Origin of the sequence: Paracoccus sp. MKU1, from assembly GCF_001447385.1 — a bacterium.
In the GTDB taxonomy this organism is placed as follows: Bacteria; Pseudomonadota; Alphaproteobacteria; order Rhodobacterales; family Rhodobacteraceae; genus Paracoccus.
The window spans coordinates 13,449-32,492 of the sequence record NZ_LLWQ01000198.1; the positions used below are offsets into that span (position 1 = coordinate 13,449).

At 66.8% G+C, this 19,044-nt stretch carries 18 protein-coding genes; 6 read left to right on the top strand and 12 right to left on the bottom strand.

What is annotated here, in order from left to right:
- Window positions 1-3: 3 nt before the first annotated feature.
- The 4 genes from AQY21_RS18510 (at window position 4) to AQY21_RS18525 (ending at window position 5,269) form a co-directional block, all read left to right on the top strand.
- Window positions 4-2,409 carry a heavy metal translocating P-type ATPase gene (locus tag AQY21_RS18510; RefSeq protein ID WP_058099085.1) on the top strand — a complete coding sequence of 802 codons (2,406 nt, stop codon included), beginning with the start codon at window positions 4-6 and terminating at the stop codon, window positions 2,407-2,409.
- 120 nt (window positions 2,410-2,529) lie between these two features.
- Window positions 2,530-3,015 carry a DUF411 domain-containing protein gene (locus AQY21_RS18515; RefSeq protein WP_058099086.1) on the top strand — a complete coding sequence of 162 codons (486 nt, stop codon included), beginning with the start codon at window positions 2,530-2,532 and terminating at the stop codon, window positions 3,013-3,015.
- Window positions 3,016-3,179: 164 nt separating this feature from the next.
- A complete protein-coding gene (locus AQY21_RS18520; RefSeq protein WP_058099087.1) occupies window positions 3,180-3,590 on the top strand; it encodes a hypothetical protein in 411 nt (136 codons plus the stop codon).
- Window positions 3,591-3,721: 131 nt separating this feature from the next.
- On the top strand, window positions 3,722-5,269 hold the full coding sequence (locus tag AQY21_RS18525; protein ID WP_058099088.1) for a DUF305 domain-containing protein: 1,548 nt from the start codon (window positions 3,722-3,724) through the stop codon (window positions 5,267-5,269).
- 126 nt (window positions 5,270-5,395) lie between these two features.
- Here AQY21_RS18525 and AQY21_RS18530 read toward each other — a convergent pair whose 3' ends face one another.
- Both AQY21_RS18530 and AQY21_RS18535 read right to left on the bottom strand, forming a co-directional pair.
- On the bottom strand, window positions 5,396-5,800 hold the full coding sequence (locus AQY21_RS18530) for a DUF305 domain-containing protein (protein ID WP_058099089.1): 405 nt from the start codon (window positions 5,798-5,800) through the stop codon (window positions 5,396-5,398).
- Window positions 5,800-6,006: a heavy-metal-associated domain-containing protein gene (locus AQY21_RS18535; protein WP_058099090.1), complete on the bottom strand. Its 207-nt coding sequence runs from the start codon at window positions 6,004-6,006 to the stop codon at window positions 5,800-5,802. The genes AQY21_RS18530 and AQY21_RS18535 overlap by 1 nt, the downstream gene beginning before the upstream one ends.
- A 160-nt stretch (window positions 6,007-6,166) precedes the next feature.
- On the opposite strand from AQY21_RS18535, the gene AQY21_RS18540 reads away from it, so the two are divergent.
- On the top strand, window positions 6,167-8,728 hold the full coding sequence (locus tag AQY21_RS18540) for a heavy metal translocating P-type ATPase (protein ID WP_082658172.1): 2,562 nt from the start codon (window positions 6,167-6,169) through the stop codon (window positions 8,726-8,728).
- A gap of 155 nt (window positions 8,729-8,883) precedes the next feature.
- Window positions 8,884-9,333, top strand: coding sequence for a Cu(I)-responsive transcriptional regulator (gene cueR / locus AQY21_RS18545; RefSeq protein ID WP_058099091.1), 450 nt, complete (start codon window positions 8,884-8,886; stop codon window positions 9,331-9,333).
- Between the two features lie 27 nt (window positions 9,334-9,360).
- Here cueR and AQY21_RS29855 read toward each other — a convergent pair whose 3' ends face one another.
- The 10 genes from AQY21_RS29855 to AQY21_RS18590 form a co-directional block, all read right to left on the bottom strand.
- Window positions 9,361-9,471 (bottom strand): DUF6127 family protein, encoded by a 111-nt coding sequence (locus AQY21_RS29855; RefSeq protein ID WP_223191438.1) that lies wholly within the window; start codon window positions 9,469-9,471, stop codon window positions 9,361-9,363.
- A 373-nt stretch (window positions 9,472-9,844) separates the two neighbouring features.
- Entirely contained in the window at window positions 9,845-10,354 is a 510-nt protein-coding gene (locus AQY21_RS18555) for a DUF2285 domain-containing protein (protein WP_227493460.1), read from the bottom strand.
- Window positions 10,308-10,658, bottom strand: a complete 351-nt coding sequence (locus tag AQY21_RS27985) for a transcriptional regulator domain-containing protein (protein ID WP_238986825.1) — start codon at window positions 10,656-10,658, stop codon at window positions 10,308-10,310. Before AQY21_RS27985 ends, AQY21_RS18555 begins: the two co-directional genes overlap by 47 nt.
- A gap of 70 nt (window positions 10,659-10,728) precedes the next feature.
- A complete protein-coding gene (locus AQY21_RS27990; RefSeq protein ID WP_082658173.1) occupies window positions 10,729-11,007 on the bottom strand; it encodes a DNA -binding domain-containing protein in 279 nt (92 codons plus the stop codon).
- Window positions 11,008-11,100: 93 nt separating this feature from the next.
- Complete coding sequence (locus AQY21_RS18565) at window positions 11,101-11,352, bottom strand: XRE family transcriptional regulator (RefSeq protein ID WP_058099093.1); 252 nt, start codon at window positions 11,350-11,352, stop codon at window positions 11,101-11,103.
- A 232-nt stretch (window positions 11,353-11,584) separates the two neighbouring features.
- Window positions 11,585-11,986, bottom strand: coding sequence for a single-stranded DNA-binding protein (locus AQY21_RS18570; RefSeq protein ID WP_058099094.1), 402 nt, complete (start codon window positions 11,984-11,986; stop codon window positions 11,585-11,587).
- 704 nt (window positions 11,987-12,690) lie between these two features.
- Entirely contained in the window at window positions 12,691-13,107 is a 417-nt protein-coding gene (locus tag AQY21_RS18575; protein ID WP_058099095.1) for a hypothetical protein, read from the bottom strand.
- A gap of 160 nt (window positions 13,108-13,267) precedes the next feature.
- A complete protein-coding gene (locus AQY21_RS18580; protein ID WP_058099096.1) occupies window positions 13,268-14,203 on the bottom strand; it encodes a DUF2493 domain-containing protein in 936 nt (311 codons plus the stop codon).
- 372 nt (window positions 14,204-14,575) lie between these two features.
- Window positions 14,576-15,619: a toprim domain-containing protein gene (locus AQY21_RS18585; protein ID WP_058099097.1), complete on the bottom strand. Its 1,044-nt coding sequence runs from the start codon at window positions 15,617-15,619 to the stop codon at window positions 14,576-14,578.
- The coding region (locus AQY21_RS18590; RefSeq protein WP_058099098.1) for a strawberry notch family protein at window positions 15,619-19,044 on the bottom strand (3,426 nt) is incomplete at its 5' end. The genes AQY21_RS18585 and AQY21_RS18590, both read right to left, overlap by 1 nt.

Consider the following 19,044-nt stretch of genomic DNA (forward strand, 5'->3'; position numbering starts at 1 on the left):
AACATGACCAGCAAGACGGAACACGATCACCAGAACCAGACTCACGCCCATTCGGCCCACGGACATGTGCATGATCACGCGCATGACCACGCAGCCGCCGCGCAGGACGACACGCACAAGGTCAAGGACCCGGTCTGCGGAATGATGGTCGATCCCCACACGACCCAGCACAAGGCCGAGCATGCCGGTCGGCCATATTACTTCTGCTCGGCCGGGTGCCGGGCGAAGTTCTTGGCCGAGCCGGAACGCTATCTCGATCCGGCCGCCGCGGCGGCCAAGGCAGAGCCGGTTCCCGAAGGGACGATCTACACCTGCCCGATGCACCCGGAGATCCGGCAGGTCGGGCCCGGATCATGCCCGATCTGCGGCATGGGGCTGGAGCCGGTTCTGGTCAGCCTGGAGGCCGGGCCGAACGAGGAACTGATCGACATGACGCGCCGGTTCTGGATCGGCCTTGCTCTGACGATCCCGGTGTTCGTCCTCGAGATGGGCGGGCATCTTTTCGGGCTGACCCACGCCATCGGTCAGCAGGCCTCGAACTGGCTGCAACTGCTCCTCGCCACGCCAGTCGTTCTCTGGGCGGGCTGGCCATTCTTCCAGCGCGGCTGGCAGTCGCTGGTCAACCGCAGCCTCAACATGTTCACCCTGATCGCCATGGGCACCGGCACGGCCTGGATCTACAGCGTCGTGGCGACGCTGGCGCCGGGCATTTTTCCTGACCAGTTCCGCCAGCCCGACGGCTCGGTCGCGGTCTATTTCGAGGCGGCGGCGGTCATTACCGTGCTCGTGCTGCTCGGGCAGGTGCTGGAGTTGCGCGCGAGAGAGAGCACCAGCGGCGCGATCCGCGCGCTGCTCGACCTTGCCCCCAAGACCGCCCGGATCATCCGCGACGACGGCACCGAGGAGGAGGTTCAGCTCGACACCGTTCATGTCGGCGACCGCCTGCGGGTGCGGCCCGGCGAGAAGGTTCCGGTCGATGGCGAGGTGCTCGAGGGTCGCAGCGCCGTCGATGAATCGATGGTGACCGGCGAGTCGATGCCGGTGACCAAGGAGGTCGGCGCCACCGCCATCGGCGGCACCATGAACCAGTCCGGCGCGCTGGTGATCGAGGCGAAGAAGGTCGGCCGCGACACCATGCTGTCGCAGATCGTCCAGCTTGTCGCCGAGGCGCAGCGGAGCCGCGCGCCGATCCAGCGGCTGGCCGATCAGGTCTCCGGCTGGTTCGTCCCGGCGGTGATCGTGGTCGCGGTGCTCGCCTTCATCGCCTGGTCGATCTGGGGTCCCGAGCCGCGCTTCTCGTTCGGTCTCATCGCGGCGGTCTCGGTTCTGATCATCGCCTGCCCCTGTGCGCTGGGGCTGGCGACGCCGATGTCGATCATGGTCGGCGTCGGGCGCGGCGCGCAGGCGGGCGTGCTGATCAAGAACGCCGAGGCGCTGGAGCATATGGAGAAGGTCGACACCATCATCGTCGACAAGACCGGCACCCTGACCGAGGGCCGGCCCGCCGTCACCGCCATCGTTCCGGCTGCTGGCTTTACCGAGGAAGAAGCCTTGCGCCTTGCCGCCAGTGTCGAACGCGCCAGCGAGCATCCGTTGGCGCTGGCCATCGTGCGGGCGGCCGAGGAGCGCGGCCTTGAACTCGCACCGGTCGCGGATTTCGACTCACCCACCGGCAAGGGCGCGCTCGGAGTGGTCGAGGGCAAGCGCATTCCCCTTGGCAATGCCAAGTTCCTCGCCGAGCAGGGCGTCGATGTCGCGCCGCTGGCCGATGAGGCCGACCGGCTGCGCGAGGACGGCGCAACCGCGATCTTCATGGGGGTGGACGGGCAGGTTGCGGCCATCTTTGCCATCGCCGATCCGGTCAAGCCATCGACGCCCGAGGCGCTCGCCGCGCTCAAGGAGCAGGGCATCCGCGTGGTGATGCTCACCGGCGACAACTGGACCACGGCGAAGGCCGTCGCGCGCCAGCTCGGCATCGACGAGGTCGAGGCGGAGGTGCTGCCCGACCAGAAGAGCGCGGTCGTGCAGCGGCACAAGGCGGCGGGCGAGGTGGTGGCGATGGCCGGCGACGGCGTCAACGACGCCCCGGCGCTGGCCGCTGCGGACGTTGGCATCGCCATGGGCACCGGCACCGATGTGGCGATGGAAAGCGCGGGCGTCACATTGCTCAAGGGCGATCTGACCGGCATCGTCCGCGCCCGCAAGCTGTCGGAAGCGGTCATGGGCAATATCCGCCAGAACCTGTTCTTCGCCTTCATCTACAACGCTCTGGGCGTGCCGGTCGCGGCCGGGGTGCTGTATCCGTTCTTCGGCATCCTGCTGTCGCCGATCATCGCGGCGGCCGCCATGGCGCTGTCCTCGGTCAGCGTGATCACCAATGCCGCTCGGCTGCGGAGGGTGAAGCTGTGATGCCCGCTGGCGCGCCTCTGCCGGCACCATGCCGCAGCATGCAAGCACCTGCTCACCCCTTCGTGCGTCGCGCCCGGACCGTGACGGCGAGATAATGAATCCATGAAACGAGGTTTGACGATGAGAAACGATCACCCCATCAGCCGGCGCACCGTTCTGGCCGCTGCCGGCGCGCTGCCCCTGCTGATGTCCATGCCAAGGCGGGGACATGCCGAAGCGCTGCCGCTGGTGAGCGTCAGCAAGGATCCATCCTGCGGCTGCTGCGATGGCTGGGTCGCGCATATCGAGGCCGCAGGCTTCCCGGTGAAGGTGGTAGAATCCTCCGATATGGACAGCCTCAAGCAGCGGCTCGGCGTCCCGGCCGAACTGGCCTCCTGCCACACCGCCGAGGTGGGCGGCTACGTGGTCGAGGGCCATGTGCCTGCCGCAGCCATCCGCCGCCTTCTGGCCGAGCGGCCTGACGCGACGGGGCTGGCCGTTCCCGGCATGCCGGCCGGCTCGCCCGGCATGGATTTTCCGGGCGTCGATCCCGAGCCCTATGAAGCGTTCCTGTTCGGCCCGACCGTCCGGAGCTTCGGGCGCTTTCTCGGTCCACGGGAAATCTGACACGGGGCTGCCGACATGATCGCCCGACTTGCGAATGATCCGAAACAGCACCTGGCCGAGGCGGCTTGCCTCCGTCAGCGGGGCGGTCTCGCGGCGTCGGGTGGCGGGAGACGTGAACGCGACATCGCACTGGCCCGGCGTGCCGCCGGGAAGGAAAGTGGCGCATGACCGGGCGGGTGCGAGCTGCCTTCCGGGTGAGATGCGGTCGATTGCGCCAGTTTGCGGTTTGCATCCTGCTGCTTGCCATCGGCGCCCTGGTTCTGCAGGTCCCGGTACATGCCGGCCCCGCCGGACACGCCATCCACCAGCAGCAGGTCGCCGCCACGGCAAGCCACTGCGCCCAGCCTCACCTGCCGGACGAGCATGGCGCAGATCAATCGGCAGGCTGCCTGAACGAGGACAGTGGCCAGGGTCCGGCGGACTGCTGCCAGATCTGTCTGGCCGCCGCGGTTCTCGTCGCGCCGCCGACGTTCGGCCCGTCCGTGAACGGTGAGGTTTTCACGGTTGTGCGCACTGATCCGCACGACCGATCACCCGAAGGCATCCTGAAGCCGCCACGTCTCATCGCTGCGTGATGCGCAGGGATCGCCGCGAGGACGAGAGACGTCTCCGGCCGCTCCGCGCAAACCCGAAAGACAAACGAACAGGATGGAGAGCCGCGCCCGCAAATCCGGGCCGGTGCTCCGGAACCAGAGGATGAAATCCAATGAACCGAACAGCAATCGTAATCGCCCTTACTGTCAGCCTGCTGGCAGGCCTGCCAGGCGCTGCTCTCGCGCAGGCCGGACATGACACCCATCACCCGGGAACCCCGCCCGCACAGGCGGAGCAGGCGCCCGCGCCAACGCCGCCTTCAGGCCAGATGCCCGGCATGCAAGGGATGATGCCCGAGCAGTGCCAGGCCATGACCCCGGAATGCATGGGCGCGATGCGCCAGATGATGCAGGGTGGGATGATGCAGGGGATGATGGGCGCGCCGAACGCCGGGGCGGCCCCGGTTAACGAAAGCCTTCCGGATTTCACCCGGGCCTACGTCGAATCGATGAATGAAATGCACGGACCGATGATGGACGGCGTCATGGCCGACGATCCGGATGTCGCCTTCGTCCGGGGCATGATCCCGCATCATCAGGGCGCGATCGATATGGCCCGGATCGTCCTGCAGTATGGCGACGACCCGAAGACAAGGGAGTGGGCGGAGCAGATCATCGCGGTGCAGGAAGGCGAGATCGCCGAAATGCAGGCATGGCTGGAGGCGAAGGCCGGCGAGGCACCTGCGCCCTTTGGTCAGACCGGCGGGACTGTCTGGTCCGCCAATGAAGGCGGCAATTCCATCAGCGCCATCAATCTCGCCACCGGAGCGGTCGACACGGTTTTGATCCCGATCGCGCCCCACAACGTCGACCTGACGCCTGACGGCAAGCTGCTGTTGGCCGTTGGCGATCCTGCCGTCGAAGGGGATCACGGGTCGGACGGGCATGGGCACGGCGGGGACGGTGCGGCCGAGGGTCTGTTGGTCATTCTCGATCCGCAGAACCTCTCGGCGCCCAAGGCGACCGTCGCGGTAGGCTCGCACCCGGCCCATGTGGTCGCTGACCGGCAGGGGCGCGCCTATGTCTCCTTGGCCGGCGGAGACGAGATCGCGGTCGTCGATCTCGCACGGGCCGAAGTCATCGGGCGTATCGCGACGGGGGACTATCCGCACGGCCTACGGCTCAGCCCGGATGAGACCCAGCTTTACGTGGCCAATGTCGAGGACGGGTCCGTGTCCGTCATCGACACCCAGGCGCTGTCCGAGGTCGCGCGCATTCCGATCGGGACCGCGCCGGTTCAGGTCGGGTTCACGCCCTCGGGCGATCAGGTCTATGTCTCGCTGCGCGACGAGAACCGCGTCGCCGTGATCGACACTTCAACCCGCGAGGTGACGAACAGGATCGACGTCGGGCCGAACCCGATCCAGCTCATCGCGACGCAGGATGGGAAATTCGTCTATGTCGCCAATCAGGGCACCGAGGCCGAGCCGAACGACACCGTATCCGTGATCGACACCGCAATCGGTCAGGTGGTGAAGACCATCACCACCGGCCGCGGCGCCCATGGAGTATCGGCATCGGCGGACGGGGTCTATGTGTTCGTGACCAACATCGCCGACGATACCGTGTCGATCATCGACGTGGGGAGCCAGGAAGTGGTCAAGACAGTGCCGGTTGGCGATCGCCCGAACGGCATCGTCTACGGCGGCCCGGCGCGCTGAGCGATCGGCGCCGGAGTTCGCTCCGGCGCCAGCTACCGGCCAGGCACCGAGCCGCGGTCGGTCAGAACAATAGGGCCCGCCGTCTCATTGGCGGGCCCTCGCTATCCCTTGGGGGGCGCGAGCCTGTTACTGACCGCGGGCGGCCAGCCACTCGCGCATCATGGCGATCTCGCCCTCCTGCGCCGCGATCACGTCTTCGGCGAGGGCACGGATCTGCGGGTCCTCGCCGTGTCCCAACACGACGCGCGCCATGTCGATGGCGCCCTGATGGTGCGGGATCATGCTGCGCATGAAATCCACGTCGGCGTCGCCACTGAACTCGACGGCCATCCCGGCATGCATGCGGTCGTTTGCGGCCATGTAGGCCTGAACTGCCGGGCTGTCGGAGGCAGCCGCACCATGCGCGCCATGACCCATGTCCGAACGATCCGTGATCGTAACGCCTTCATCCACGATCTGCGATTGCGCAACGGCCAGTCCGCCCGCGGCGGCAAGCGCGGTCGCCATGAACAGAACGGACAGCTTGTTCATCAGGCGACCGTCCCCACCGGCGCGACGGGAAAGCCCGCCTCGGCCAGCGCGGCCTCGAAGGCGGCGCGGGGCTGCCCGGAGGTGACGACGACCTTGCGCTTCGGGGGATCGGCCTCGACGTTCGCTGCGGGATCAACCGTGTGAATCGCCCTGGTCACGCCGCACGCGCAGCCGCCGCAGGTCATATTTTCAATGTGGAACTGCATGAGTGCCTCCTGTGGTTCGTCTCATGCAAGGTGAGATAGGGTTTCCCATCGTTGGAAGGTCAAGAGGAAAGAATCGATCCTGACAGGTCTTGACCTTCCAGCGATGGGAACCCTTATTTCCCTTGGCGGATGATGGAATAGCTTCAAGGAGACCCCCTTCATGACCGCCCCAGCGCGAGATCGCGAGCCCGGAGCCGGCAGCATCAATCTGCCCCCGATCAGCCTGTCCATCGAGGGCATGACCTGTGCCTCATGCGTGGGCCGGGTCGAGAAGGCGCTGCGGGCCGTGCCCGGCGTCGCCTCGGCAAATGTCAACCTGGCCACCGAGCGCGCCGACATCCGTCTCAGCGCGCCGGTCGAGCGTGCCGCGCTGGTGGGTGCGGTGGAAAGCGCGGGCTATGACGTGCCCAAGCCCCAGGGTGCGGTCGAGATCGCCATCGAGGGGATGACCTGCGCCTCTTGCGTGGGCCGGGTCGAAAGGGCGCTGCAGGCGGTGCCCGGCGTTGCTTCGGCGACCGTCAACCTCGCCACCGAGCGCGCGACCGTCACGGGCCCGGCCGATGCCGGCGCGTTGCTGCGGGCCATCACCGAAACCGGCTACGAGGCGCGGCTGATCGACGGCGGCGGGGCCGATGAGGCGCAGGCCAACGCCCGCAAGGAGGCCGAGCGCGAGACGCTGCGGCGCGACCTGATCCTGGCGGCGGCGCTGACCCTGCCGGTCTTCGTCCTCGAGATGGGCAGCCACCTCATTCCCGCCGTCCATGACCTCGTCGCGGGCACCATCGGCATGCAGGCCAGTTGGTATATCCAGTTCGCGCTGACGCTGCTGGTCCTCGCCATCCCCGGCATCCGCTTCTACCAGAAGGGCCTTCCCGCCCTGTTCCGTGGCGCGCCTGACATGAACAGCCTTGTCGCGGTCGGCACGCTGGCGGCTTTCGGTTATTCACTTGTCGCCACCTTCGCCCCCGGCCTGCTGCCGGCGGGCACCGTCAACGTCTATTACGAGGCGGCAGCCGTTATCGTGACGCTGATCCTGCTCGGCCGCTATCTCGAGGCGCGCGCCAAGGGCCGCACCTCCGAGGCGATCACCCGCCTTGTTGGCCTGCAGCCCAAGACCGCGCGCGTGCGCCGGGGCGGCCGCGTCGAGGACATCGCGGTGGCCAACGTGGCTCCCGGCGATCTCGTCGAGGTCCGTCCGGGCGAGCGCGTCCCCGTGGACGGCGAGGTGGTCGAGGGCGAGAGCTGGGTGGATGAATCGATGATCACCGGCGAGCCCATCCCCGTCCAGAAGCAGGCGGGCGCTGCCGTGACCGGCGGCACCGTGAACCAGAAAGGCGCCTTCGCCTTTCGCGCCACTGCGGTCGGCGGGGACACGGTGCTGGCGCAGATCATCCGCCTGGTCGAGGAGGCGCAGGGCTCGAAACTGCCAATCCAGGCGCTGGTGGACCGCGTCACCATGTGGTTCGTCCCGGCCGTCATGGCGGTGGCGGCGCTGACCTTCGGCATCTGGTTCTTCTTCGGTCCCGACCCGGCGCTGACCTTCGCGCTGGTGAACGCCGTCGCGGTCCTGATCATCGCCTGCCCCTGTGCGATGGGCCTCGCCACGCCGACCTCGATCATGGTGGGCACCGGGCGCGGCGCCGAGATGGGCGTGCTGTTCCGCAAGGGCGAAGCGCTCCAGCTGCTGAAGGATGCCAGGGTCGTGGCGGTGGACAAGACCGGCACGCTGACGGAAGGCGCCCCCGCGCTGACCGATCTGGAACTGGCCGCCGGGTTCGAGCGGGCCGAGGTCCTGAGCCTCGTCGCCGCGGTCGAGGAGAAGTCGGAGCACCCGATCGCCCGTGCGATCGTGGACGCGGCCGCCGGGGAAGGCCTTACGCTGCCCGCCGTCTCGAACTTCGAGTCGGTGACAGGGTTCGGCGTCAGGGCCGTGGCCGGCGGCAAGCCCGTCGAGATCGGCGCAGACCGCTACATGGCCGAGCTTGGCCATGACGTGGCCGGTTTCGCCAAGATCGCCGAGCGTCTCGGCAACGAGGGCAAGTCGCCCCTCTACGCCGCGATCGACGGCAAGCTGGCGGCGATCATCGCCGTGGCCGACCCGATCAAGGAGACGACGCCGGCCGCGATCGCGGCGTTGCACGACCTCGGCCTGAAGGTTGCGATGATCACCGGCGACAACCGCCGCACGGCCGAAGCCATCGCCCGGCGGCTAGGCATCGACGAGGTCGTGGCCGAGGTGCTGCCCGAAGGCAAGGTCGAGGCCGTGCGCCGTCTCAAGACCAGTCATGGGACGCTGGCCTATGTCGGTGACGGCATCAACGACGCCCCGGCGCTGGCCGAGGCGGATGTGGGCCTTGCCATCGGCACCGGAACGGATGTGGCGATCGAGGCCGCCGACGTGGTGCTGATGTCGGGCAGCCTCAAGGGCGTGCCCAACGCCATCGCGTTGTCGCGCGCGACGATCGGCAATATCCGGCAGAACCTGTTCTGGGCCTTCGCCTACAACACCGCGCTGATCCCGGTCGCGGCGGGCGTGCTCTACCCGGCCTACGGGGTTCTGCTGTCGCCGGTCTTCGCCGCCGGGGCGATGGCGCTGTCCTCGGTCTTCGTGCTCGGCAACGCGCTCCGCCTGCGCCGCTTCACGCCGCCGATGGGGACCGATCCGACGGCCCCAGCGACCGCCAGCCCCGCCATGTCCGGCCGGCTTGCACCTGCCGAGTGATCGCCACCCGCGCCGACCGGGGCGCCAGAGTGCGTCCCGGTCATTCCCCTAGCCTGGAAGACCGTCATGACCAATATCACGCACGTCACGCACGACGTCATCTTTCCGCCAGCGGCCGTTCCGCTCATCTTCACCACCAACCAAAGGAGCCACCCATGAACATCGGACAAGCAGCCCACGCCTCGGGAGTCTCCGCCAAGATGATCCGCTACTACGAACAGACCGGCCTCATCCCTCCCGCCAACCGGACCCAATCGGGCTATCGCGACTATTCGGACACCGACGTCCACATGCTGCGCTTCATCCGTCGCGCGCGCGATCTGGGCTTCTCGGTGCCCGAGATCCAGAAGCTCCTGAACCTCTGGCGTGACGGCAGCCGGCAGAGCGGCGATGTCAAGCGCGTCGCTCTTCAGCACATCGAGGAGCTGCGGCATCGGATCGCCGAGATGGAGGACATGGTCACCACGCTCACGACGCTGGCGGACGCCTGCGCGGGCGACCACCGGCCCGACTGCCCGATCCTCTGCGACTTCGAGCAAGCGGCCCCGGAGCATCGGCCGGCACCCGCGAGGGCACCCCTGCCAGGCAGCCGCCCCTCCGTCTGACTGCGGGGCATTGTCGGCCATCGCCGCTTAATCCGGCGGCGCGGCCTCTTCGCCGTCGAGGCCGATATCCGCCAGTGCGCGTTTTGCGCCTTCTTCCGCCGTGCGCGTCAGGATCGCCTCGAACTCGGCGTCCGGCATGCGGACAAAGCCCTGATCGGAACGGGTGGTGTCATCACTTCTCCCTTCCGCCGCTCAACCGACCTTGCAGCCCCAGAACGACGTGTGATCGGCCGCGAAATACCCATCCGCCGCGCGAAAGGTGCCCTGCAACTCGACGGTGTCGCCCTGCGCGAGCGGCGCCATGGTCTGCAGCCAGAGCGCCGTCGCCTCGGAGGCGTGCGCCCCTGAAATCTCGCCCTTTGATCTCGGATTTCGGTCGATCCGTTCAGCACCAGCCGCCCGCGCATACGCGCATTGGTGCTGGAGTTGATCTTGTATAGCAGCGTGGCACCGAAGAGCCACGCGCCCGCGACGGGCGCAACGAAGTGGCTGTTGCCGGCGCAAACCCGCGCTATCGTGGGCGGCGATGACGAAGGAGTTTCCGATAACCGCCGGCGACCATTGCACGGGCATCGCGCAGGAGTGCCTTGATGGCATGACGGGCCGAGGATGCTTGCCATTCGTCCCGGTCAAGCCGGCCGGTGTTCAGAAGAACCCGCGCGATCTCCTGCTGCGTGGCACCAGCCCGATGGCCATCGAAGGCCCGCAGCATCCGTCGGAGGCGCGCGCGTTGCTGGCGTGTCATGCGTGTATCCGGCGGGATCGCGCGACCATGCAGGGCGGAAAGGAAGCGTTGAATGGCCTCGATCCGGTCGAAACCGGCGAGGCTGAGAGGGACGACGGCGACCGCGATCGCGTCCCCCTTAATGGCGCCGTCGAAGATCTGGAGCTTCTGCCCATTGCCAAGCGGGACGTGGAACTCTGCGCCAGCGTTCTCGACCGAGAAGTCGAGGCGCCAGTTCAGCGGAGCGCCGTCAGTGCTGTCGCCAAGTTCCAAAGGGACTTCGGTCAGCACCACCACACTTGTGTCCTCCGCTGGGAGCCAGAAGACCGGCGCATCGGGCGGCGGGACCAGCGGATCGACCGGGAAATCGCAACCCCCAGCGCTGCCGGATCCGTTCGGTCAGCGGTTGGGGGTCTCCTTGGTCGGCAATCGAGGCTTCAAAATCTGCGTCATAATCGTCATTGCGGCGCAGCCATTCCCAGGCCAGATCGGATGCCGTCAGTTCATCCAGATGGTCGTATTGCGCCGAAGAACGCCAGGTCGATGCGTCAGGGGTCATCGCGGCCTCCCGAATCCACTCAAACGAATAGGGAAGGCTCAAGATTCCCGCATGAGTTGCGTTTCGGAAGTCAGGCGCTGGTCAACAGGTGATGCGCGGCACGCATCACGGGTCAGGTCTTGCGCTGACTTTCGCGGACCAGTTCGCGGTAGCCGTGTTCGGTCATCCAATGCGCGCGAGCGAGATGAGTATCATGGATGGAGCGGCAGCGGTCGGGATCGCACTCTGGATCGAGGCCAAAGAGAACCTGCACAGCTTCGCGCCAATCGGCGCCATCACGCTCGGCATCGAGAAGGCGCATGTAGAGCTTCATGTGCTCGCGATCATAAGACGTCAGCGTCTGGCTGGACGGTGGTGTGTCGAGATATGTCTGTGTCGCGCGGCCCATCATTCGCTCACGTTCGGGTAACGTATTTGTTAACCATCTTCGGCGGAAGATAGCCATTCCTTTTGACGAGAACCTGACATCACGCTGGCCGCTATTTCACCGTTTGTCGGTGTTGGCCCCATTGTGTTGCAGCAACACGCCCTCGCCCTTGTCCGTCGACAGGAATACGATCCCGGCCGCTTCGAGAGCGCGGCGCACCTGGTCACGGGTGGACTCGAACACCTCGAGCCCGCTTTGGGATTCGAGGCGTTTGAGTGCGGTCAATGCGACCTGGGCCTTGTCGGCGAGCGTCTCCTGTGTCCATCCCAGTAACGCGCGCGCAGCCCGTGATTGGCGAGCGGTGATCATACATGATCACCTCCCACCGGGATATGCACGCACTCCAGAACTACGACTATAATAGTCGTTCTTGCTTCGGATGCCAGCCGAAATTCAGGTGCAATTATCAAGGATAGCTAGGCGACTCTCCCGTCCATGCCCGTCTGATTCGGTCGCTGGACCTTGCCAGAATCGGCGGGCGCGATCCGGTGAAGCAGGGGAGAAACCCGGCGGCTTGCGCCGCCGGGCCTCGGGTTCCCGATCAGAACGGAATGTCATCGTCGTCGATGAACTTGCCGTCGTCGTTCTCGGTCTGCTTCGCGCGGCTCAGGAAATCGACCGTCTCGGCGATGATCTCGCAGCCGTAACGATCGACCCCGGCGGCGTCGGTCCATTTCGTGTAGTGGATGCGGCCGCGAACCAGAACCTTCATGCCCTTGTCGCAATGCTGCTGGACCGTCTTGCCGAGGCCGTTGAAGCAGGTGATGCGGTGCCATTCGGTGTCCTGGACCCGATAGCCGTTCTCGTCGCGCAGGACGCGGCCTTCCGAATAGCGGGGGCGCGAGGTGGCCAGGGTGAAGTGGGTGATGCCGGTGCCGCCCTGGGTGGTGCGGGTTTCGGGGGCCTGGCCGATGTTGCCGGCGAGGATGACGATGTTCTGCATTGTAGGTCTCCGTTGCTCCTCGGAGGGACCGTCCCTCCGACGAGACCCGGCCAAGGCCGTCGGAAGACTCCTGCAACTGCCGCCCTTGCTGCAGCTTGCCCCCAAGGCCCCAGGTGGGGCGGGCAGCCGCGCTTGCGCGGCAACACGGCTGGGAGCCGCGGGGGTTGCTGGTGGAAGCCGAACGGACTTAGGGGATCAGTCAGGCGGAGGGATGGTGCTTTCGAAAGCAGATCGGGGACGCACAGCAGAACCATCGTCCTTGCTGGCGACAGCGGCCAGGCAGGCCCCCTGCGAACCGAGACCACCGGCATGGCACTCGTTCAACCGTCTTTGCCGGTCAACGTCGTGTCCGCCGCCGGAAGGCCCTGTCATCCGCGATGTGATCGAACAGGCTATCGGGTTCTCATGCCCGCTATGACACCGTCCTGCTTCATCGGCCAAAGGCTCGGTCCCACAGCATCGTGAAGGGGCAAGGAAGGTGTTCGCGGAGGCCCCACGAAACGACGTGGACCGATGCAGCGGGGCATCGACCGCACGGGACTGCGGGTACGCACCGATGTCCCATTTCCAGAGCCGGGCGAAGCAGACCGGGTGCGATGGTGACATGCTGCGTCGGACCGACTTTCCGTCTTTGATGGAACGACCGTCGCCCGATGGCGCAAGCTGCCAGTCTTCCTCAGAAGTGGCTGATCGCGTCCGCCGTTTCAGCGCGAGAACACCGACTCGCCGAGGGCGTTCAGATTGACGATGGCCGAGATGCCGATGACAAGGCCGCCCATGCCGCCGAGCAGGTTGAGAACCAGCCCCGAGTCGATGGCGTTCTTGGTGATGCCATAGACAAGGGCATAGCCGGCGATGACGGCGGGCACGGCGAAGAGAGCGAGCGCAATGAGCCGCAGGGCCGGGTTCCTCGCGAAGCCAAGAACCAGGATCACAAGGGCGATCGAGAGCAAAGCGGCACCGATGGCCATGAGGCCAGACATCACGACACCGGCCCCCGCGCCCCAGGCATATTGCGCGGTCGTGATCGCCGCCATGACGGGCAAGGCATAGATCGCCAGATTGTAGGCGATCACACAGGCCGCGATGCTGAGCGAGATGGCGAGCAGGATCAGCGTCATGGAAACCTCCAGAGAACGGTTGGGGATCACGACAGGCTGCCGGGAGATACGCTCCGCCTGCGACTATGCTGCTTCGCCGGTTCTGCAAGGATGTTCCATCAAAGGCGCGGCGGCGTTTTCTGTCAAGGTTCGGCGGCTTAAAGCCGCCAGGCGGCGGGACTTACGCCCCGCCGTCGAACTTCATGACCGGGATGCCGAGCTTGCGGGCCTTGTCGGCGAGATTCTCCTGAATCCCGGTACCGGGGAAGACGAGGACGCCGACCGGCAGCACGTCCAGCATGGCATCGTTTCGCTTGAACGGCGCGGCCTTGGCGTGCTTGGTCCAGTCGGGCCGGAAGGCGACCTGAAGCACCTTGCGGTGATCGGCCCAGCGGGAGGCGATCAGTTCGGCTCCCTTCGGCGACCCGCCGTGCAGCAACACCATGTCGGGGTGCTTGGCATGGACCTGATCGAGCTTCGCCCAGATCAGGCGGTGATCGTTGAAGTCGGCGCCGCCGGTCACGGCCACCTTAGGGCCGGCGGGCAGCATCACCTCGGTCTCGGCCCGGCGCTTGGCGGCAAGGAAGTCTCTGGAGTCGATCATCGCGGCAGTCAGGTTGCGATGGTTGACCATCGAGCCGGTGCGCGGCCGCCAGGCGCTGCCGGTGTGGTGCTCGAAAGCCTCGGCGGCGAGGTCGCGGAAGAGTTCCATGCTGGCGCGCCGTTCAATCAGGGTCTGCCCCTCGGCCGTAAGGCGTTCGAGTTCGACCGACTTCACCTCGCTGCCGTCCTGTTCCCGCTGCATCCGGCGCTGCGCCTGCTCGTTGGCGTCTAGATCGCGTTCGACCCGGCTGGTGGCGCGGTGGAAGAGATTGGCGGCCCCCCAGAGCAGCTCTTCGAGATCGGGTTCGAGACGGGTGTCACTGAGCGTCGCCACAAGGGCGTCGAAGATGTCTGTGACGGCTACAGCGACGGTATTGCCCTCGGGGAGCGGCCGGGGATCAGGTTCGTCCTGGAACGGGCGCCAGCCGTAGAGCTGGAGTTCGGTGAGGGCGTGATCGGTCTGGGAGGAGGTGTGGACCGGCTCGGCCCCTGCATATTCGGGATCAAACGTCATCGGTTGCGTCCTTCGTCTGGAGACCGCGCCCATCGCGGCCTTCGCAGGCGTCGAAGCGCACGGGCGGGACGGGTTGACAGCCCTCGCCCGCTCGGCGAGGGCCTTGATGGCCGGGTGCGGCTAATTTGCCTTTCGCGATGCAAAGGCGGGGCCAGAGACGGGGTCCCCACGCGACCTGTCGCGTGGGGTGGCTCCCCGCCGGCGGAAATTAGTCGCTCCCGGCCATTGCCTGCCCGTCCCGTTTGTGCGCCGATCGCCCTCTCCGAAGGCCGTGGGTGCGGGACTCTCCGGCGGTGGATGCACCTGCCGATGCCAAGCGAACGAAACCGGCAGAGGCCGAGCCGGACCGAGCCTCCGGGGCCGATCACACCCTCACCCTTCCATGAAACGGCGGACGTCTTCGGGATGAAGCTGATCCTTCAAGGCCGCCCCGAGGGCATCGGCGCCATGGCGTCGCAGATCATCGTTGAAATCGCCCTCGCGCGGCATGAGCGAGACCGCCTCGATCCCGAGATCGGCTGCTCTGGCGGCCAGTCGGTCTCTTGCACCGTCCCCGGCCGGGTCGCGATCGCGCAGGACATAGAGCCTGCGCAGCGACGGCGGGAACAGGATGGCGGCGAGGTGAGCGGCCGAAAGCGCCGCCAGCATCGGCATGCGGGGCAGGACCTGGCGCGGCGACAGCACGGTCTCGATGCCCTCGCCGGCGGCGAGCACCTCATCGGCGATGCCGAAGCGGACCGCGTGGCCGAGAAGGTCGCCCATCGCCCGCCGCGGTGTCTCGACAGGCGCCTTGCCGGAACCGTCCGGGGCGAGCCATGTGCGATGCGCGCCGGTCTGGTGGCCGGTGAGATCGGTGACGGCGGCGACCACCGCCGGCCTGATCTCGGTGGGCGCATGCTCGTTGGGCCTGTAATAGCACCGGGGATGGTAGCGCAGCGCGGTGGTGCCTTCGAGCGTGGTGATCGCTCGCCGGTTGAGGTAGATCGCAGCAAGGGTGCCGTGGATCGGCTGCGCCATGGCGAAGAGCCGCCGCGACGCTTCAGGCGAACCGGGTGCCGCGCCGGATGTGCTGTCGGTCGGCGCTCTCGTCTTTGCCGGTTCGGGATGCGGGAGGGCGAGGAAGCGGCGCGCTTCCTCAGCCACGTCCTTGAAATCGGCGAGGCCGAGCGCCTCGCGGATGACGTCGAGAAGGTCGCCATGCTCTCCCGTCGCCATGTCACTCCACTTGCCCGCCGCACCCTTGCCGGATTCCGGGCCGGTCAGTCGCACGAACATGGAGCGTCCTGGGGTGTTCTGCACGTCACCGACCAGCCAGTATCGCCCGGCGCGGTGGCCGGACGACAGGTAGTGGCGGCAGACCGCCTCGGCCTCTCGGCCAAGGCGGATCGCCAGTTCGGATGCGTCGTGCCTGGGCATCAGGCTGCCTCCCGCTCGCCGATGCGCTCGACCGGCCAGCGGTCGAAGAGCTTCCCGAGGATCGCCGGACCGCTGGCATCGACCGGCACGAACATGCGCAGCTTCCAGGAGATGATCTCGTGGAACAGCCCATAGGCCGTGAGGCGCTGGCGCATGGTGTCGGTGAAACCCGACAGCTCGATCCGGTTTGCCCCCATGACCCGGACCCGGCGAAGCTGGAGGCCCTCAGCGAGATCGAGGATGGTCCGACTTTCCAGCAGCGCCGCGAAGGCATCGTCCGGCGAGACCGAGGTGATGCCGGTCTCGGTCGCATTGGCCGCCCAAGCCGGGGAGACCTTGCGGCCGATGATGCGCTCGCCGGCGTCAGACTGAAGCCGATAGACGCGAGTGGAGTCGTTCGGCAGCCGCTTCCAGATCGGTAGCAGCAGGCCCGTCACCATGTGCAAGGTGGACTCGGCGAACTCCGGCACCTCCGCGACTTCGGCTTCCCAGGCCGATGCGAAGGCATCCCTGTCGGCTTCGACCCAATGGGTCTCGCGCATCATCCTGACCTGGACGTTCTGCGCTTCCATCGGCCGGATCAGCCGGACGCGGCGCTCGATCTCGCCATCGTCCAACATCACGCTGGTGGTGGGGATCTGCACCGCTGCCCGGCCTGAGCGCTCGTTGATCAGCAGCCTGGCGCGGGGATCGTCGAGTTCCGCCAGCGCGGCGTCGAGCGTCACCGGGCGGTTGCGCCTGCGTTCGGTGATGGTCAGCAGGCTGGTCTCGGCCCCGGTGCGCGGGTGCGTGTAGATCACCTGCCGATCCGTCACTACGAAGCTCTCGGCGCGCAGGGTCTCCAGCCCGGCGTCATAGGTGCCGGAGGCGATGGCGCCCTCGATGCGGGCGGTCAGAAGTTGTTCGAAGGCGGTGAAGAGGATGCCCTGAAGCTCGATGGTCAGCGCCAGCAGCCGGTTGAGGAAGGTGGTGATGGCCGGCAAATTGTCCTTGATGCCGTTCGCATCCATCAGCTTCAACCCGGTGGCAGCCTCGAACCGCTCCAGTGAGCAGCCGTCGACCTTGCCGCGCACCAGCAGGAGATAAAGCTGGCGCAGCGCGTCACGGGCGTAATGCGATTCCAGGTTATCTTCCGGGCGGAACAGGCCCTGACCACCGGTCTGGCGCTGGCCGCGCGTAATCGCGCCCAGCGTGTCAAGACGGCGGGCGATGGTCGAGAGGAAGCGCTTCTCGGCCTTCACATTGGTCGAGATCGGTCGGAACAGTGGCGGCTGTGCCTGGTTGGTGCGATGCGTGCGGCCGAGGCCCTGGATGGCGGCGTCCGCCTTCCACCCGGCTTCGAGGAGATAGTGGACACGCAGCCGGGTATTCTTCGCCGACAGTTCGGCGTGATACGACCGGCCCGTGCCGCCCGCATCGGAAAAGACCAGCACGCGCTTCTGATCGTCCATGAAGGCTTGCGTCTCGGCCAGGTTGGCCGAACCGGCGCGGCTTTCCACGACGAGCCAGTCGATGGTGACGCTGCGTTTGCGGACGATACGGCGCGAACGACCCGTGACCTCGGCCACCGTGTCGGTCCCGAAATACTGGATGATCTGGTCGAGCGCGCCGGGAACCGGCGGCAGGCTGGCGAGGCTTGCGATCATCTCGTCGCGCCGGGCCGCGGCCTCGCGGCTCTCGACCGGCTGGCCATCACGATAGACCGGGCGCGAGGACAGATTGCCCTCGCTGTCGGTGAACGGCTCGTAGAGTTGGACCGGGAAGGAATGGGCAAGGTAATCTAGGACATATTCGCGCGGCGACAGGTCCATTTTCAGATCGCCCCATTCCTCGGTGGGGATCTCTGCCAGCCGCCGTTCCATCAGCGCCTCGCCGGTCGAGACGATCTGGATGACGGAAGAATGTCCCGCTTCCAGATCGGCCGTGATGGACCGGATCAGCGTCGGGGTTTTCATCGACGTCAACAGGTGCCCGAAGAACCTCTGCTTGGCGCTCTCAAAGGCCGAGCGGGCGGCGGACTTGGCCTGCCGGTTCAGCGTGCCGGACCCGCCCTCGCCGCCGGTGATGTTGGCGGCCTGCATCGCCGCATCGAGATTGTTATGGATGATGGCGAAGGCATCGGCATAGCTGTCGTAGATGCGGACCTGTTCAGGGGTCAGTTCGTGGTCGAGCAACTCGTATTCCACGCCTTTGAAGGACAGCGAGCGGGCGGTGTAGAGGCCAAGCGCCCGCAGGTCGCGGGCCAGCACCTCCATCGCCGCGACGCCGCCGGCCTCGATCGCCTCGACGAACTCCGCCCTGGTCGAGAAGGGGAAATCCTCGCCGCCCCAGAGACCGAGCCGCTGCGCATAGGCGAGATTGTGGACGGTGGTGGCGCCGGTGGCCGAGACATAGACGACTCGGGCATCGGGAAGCGCATGCTGGATGCGCAGCCCGGCACGGCCCTGCTGCGAGGCGGCGACATCGCCGCGTTCTCCCCTGCCTCCTGCGGCATTGGCCATGGCATGCGCCTCGTCGAAAATCACCACCCCATCGAAGTCTGTGCCCAACCATTCGACGATCTGTTTGACCCTGGAAACCCTTGTCCCCCGGTCGTCGGAGCGCAGCGTGGCATAGGTTAGAAACAGGATGCCTTCGTTCAGCGTGATGGGCTTGCCTTGCGGGAATCGCGACAGCGGCGTGACCAGCAGCCGCTCCATGCCGAGCGCCGACCAGTCACGTTGCGCGTCCTCCAACAGCTTGTCGGATTTCGAGATCCAGATCGCCTTACGCCGCCCCTGCATCCAGTTGTCGAGGATGATGGCGGCGGATTCCCGACCCTTGCCGACGCCGGTGCCGTCGCCGATCATGAAGCCCTGACGGAAACGGATTGCTCCCTCGGCATCCTCCGGCGCGGCGGCGAGATTGTCGAGCGTGTCATCGATCGTCCAGCCCCCGGCGAGGAAGCCCCCATGGGCCTCGCCCGCATAAATCACGGTCTCCAGCTGCGCCTCGGACAGCTTGCCGAGAATGTCGTTGGGAAGCGTCGGCCGATAGCTGGGCTTCGGCGGCGCGATGCTCGCCATCGAGGCCGACTGCACGAGCTGGGTAGGATGCGCCTGCGCCCCGTCGATGCGGATGGTCTGAAGCCCGTATTCCTCGTAGATCGCGTCGGAGAGGCCGCCGCCCTCGGCCGGTTCCCAATCCACGGTCTCGTAGGCGACCGGCACGGCCTCCGGTTCCGCAAGGGGCGCGGCGGGCGCGGATCGCGCGGCGCGGTTGACGTAGCCGCGCACGGTGCGGGGCGCGGTGGGTCGTGCGACCGGCACCGTCAGGCCGGGATCGACCGGCAGCCGCGTGGGAAGCAGGTCGGCTAGCCAGGCGATCAGCGTGGCCACGTCCGGCGCGACACCAGGCGCTGCCGGAAACACCGCCGCATCTTCGGC